This is a genomic window from Butyricicoccus sp. AM32-19 (assembly GCF_003480365.1).
Classification (GTDB): domain Bacteria; phylum Bacillota; class Clostridia; order Oscillospirales; family Butyricicoccaceae; genus Agathobaculum; species Agathobaculum butyriciproducens.
Genome location: NZ_QUIX01000037.1, coordinates 1 through 3,184 on the forward strand (window position 1 = coordinate 1; position 3,184 = coordinate 3,184).

The following is a 3,184-nucleotide window of genomic DNA, read 5'->3' on the forward strand; positions in this document are numbered from 1 at the left end:
ATCACGGACGCGCTCGGCAATACGGAAACCTATACCTACTCCGGACACAGCTTGACCGAGTTCCGCGATAAGAACGGACATACCACTTCGTACACCTATAATGCACTCGGTCTGCCGATTACGGTTACGGACGCACTCGGCAATCAGACTACCTATGCGTATGACGATAAGGGACGGCAGCTTTCTGTCACTGACGCAGAAGGCGGCGTTACCAGCTTTGAATACGATGCCGTAGGCCGCATCGTTGCAGAGCATACCAAGGTGAGTGATACGGCTACCGCAACGACCAAGCATACCTACTCCAAGGCGGGCAAGCTGCTGAAAACCGTAGACGCGCTGGGCGGCGAAACCTCGTATGAGTACAATGCCAACGGCTTTACCACCTCGACCAAGGACGCGCTCGGCGGCACGGTAACGACCGAATACGGCACGAACGGCGAACCGCTCAAACGCACGGACGCGAACGGCAATGAAACCACCTATGAATATGACAAGGATACCGCACAGCTTGTATCGGTAACAGACGCAGAGGGCAACGAAACCCGCTACACCTACAACGATCGCGGCCTGCTTATCCAGACTACGGACGCGGAAGGCAATGCGACTACCTATGAATATGACGCGCTCGACCGTGTAGCAAAGACGATTGACGCGCTGGACGGCGAAACGATCTATGCGTATGACAGCATGGGACGCACGGTTTCGGAAACCGACGCAGAAGGCAACAAGAAAACCTACACCTATGACGCGCTCGGACGAACCAAGACTGAAACCGACGGTGCAGGCAACAAGACAACCTATACCTATGACCCTGTTGGCAATCTGCTTGTCACAACGGACGCAAACGGCAATGAAACCAAGACCGAGTACAACGCCATCAATGCAGCGGTAAAGCAGATTGACGGCGAAGGCAACGAAACCACCTACACTTACGACAAGGTAGGACGGCTGCTGACCGAAACGGACGCACTCGGCGGCGTTACCGCGTACACCTACGACCTTGCGGGCAATCAGCTTAGTGTTACCGACCCCGAAGGCAATGTGACAAAGTATATCTATGACCTGCTGGGACGCGCCGTAGAGCAGATTAACGCAGACGGCAGCAAGACCCGCACGGTGTATGACGCGCTGGGACGCACGACAGAAAGCTATGACGAACTCGGCGGTAAGACTGCTACCACCTATGATGCGAACGGCAACCAACTCACCGTCACTGACCCGAAAGGCAACAAAACTTCGTATCAGTACAACCGCAAAGACCAGATTACTGTTATCACCTATGCGGACGGCGGCGAAACCCACTATACCTACAATGCGCTCGGAAATGTCAGCGAAGTAACCGACCAGAACGGCAATGCAACCAAGTACACCTATGACGCACTCGGCAGAACGCATACCGAAACCAACGCAGTAGGTGTTGTGACCGAATACGGCTACGACAAGGTAGGCAACACGGTTTCTGTCACCAAGGACGGAACAGTAATCGCAAAGAGCGAGTACGACGGTGCGTATCGTGTGATAAAAACGATTGACGGACTGGGTAATGCGGGAACAAAGCAATATGACGGCGTAGGCAATGTACTGGTTTCCACTGACCGTGAAGGCAATGCAACACAGTACACCTACGACAAAAACTATAACCTGCTCAAGACCACAGACGCAGAAGGCGGCGTGTCCTCGTCTGCTTATGACGCGCTGGGTCGTGTCGTTTCTGCAACCGATGAAAACGGCAATGCAACGACCTACACCTACGATAAGAACGGCAATGTACTGACCGAAACCGACGCACTTTCTGGTGTTGTTACCAACACTTACGACGCACGCGGCAGAGTAGCAGCAACCACGGACAAGCTGGGTGCAACGACTACCTACACCTATGACGCAGCCGGTAATCTCCGCAAGGAAACCGACGCGAATAATGCGTATGCCGTTTATCAGTATGATGCGAACAACAATCTCATTCAGTACACCAACCGCAACAACGAATGGGTGAAGTATGCGTATGACTGCATGAATCGGCAGGTCAAGGAAACCAACCAGCTTAACCATGCAACCGAGTACGAATACGACCTTGCAGGCAACCAGACGGCGGTGATCGACGGCAACAAGAACAAGGCCATATACACCTATGACGGCTTGAATCGTCTTGTTTCCAAGACCAACGCCGAAGGCGGTATGTTCGAGTACCGGTATGATTCGTTTGGCAACACCGCAGGCACGACGATGTACGGCGGCGGTGACGAGAAGGCCGCGACCACTTATGCCTATGATGCAGCGGGCAATCTGCTGACCGAAACCTCTCCGCTGGGCAGCGTGACTACCTACACGCATGACAAGGAAGGCAATGTGCTGACGCAGGTTGACGAAAACGGCAAGCAGACCGCGTACACCTACGACAAGTTGTATCGCATGGTTTCCCGCAAGGACGCGGATGGTACTGCGACCTTTGCCTATGACAAGGCGGGCAACATGACCTCGGCCAAGGATGGAAACGGCACGGTAGCATTTGCGTTCGACGCGCTTTCCCGCACCACCGCTGTCACAAATGAGGACGGCACGACCACGGCGTACACCTACGACGCGGCAAGCAACCGTCTGTCCATCACCTACCCCGACGGCAAGGCTGTTACGACCGCGTATGATAGTCTCGGCAATGTGAAGTCCCAGACCGACCATGACGGCACAGGCATTACCTACACGCGCGACGCGGAAGGACGCACAATCAAGGAAGGCCACAGCGACGGCAGCACGACCGAGTATGATTATAACGCCGCCGGTCTGCTGACGCTGCAAAAGGAAGTCACCAAGAGCAACAGCACACGCCGTCAGACTGCGTATACCTACGATGATGCGGGCAATATCGTAAGTGAAAACCGTTCCGGTGTAGACATTGACAAGAAGGACGAGTTGGTACGCTACTACTACGATAAGGCCAATCAGCTTATCCGCACCAATATCGAGGGCAAGAATACGAAGTATTCCTACGACCTCGCGGGCAATCTGCTTTCCGATGGTACGAACACTTACACCTACGATCTGCAAAACCGTCTGGTTAGCAAGACCGGCAAGGACGGTACGACCACTTATACCTATGACGCGGCGGGCAATCTGATTAAGAAGGCTGCACCGGACGGCACGACCGAGTATACCTACACGGCACAGAACAAGCTGAAAACCGGCAAGA

General features: G+C 54.1%; 1 pseudogene. It reads left to right on the plus strand.

The features are described from left to right. Nucleotides 1–3,184 (plus strand): annotated as a pseudogene (locus tag DW806_RS14915) (hypothetical protein); the annotation flags it as partial.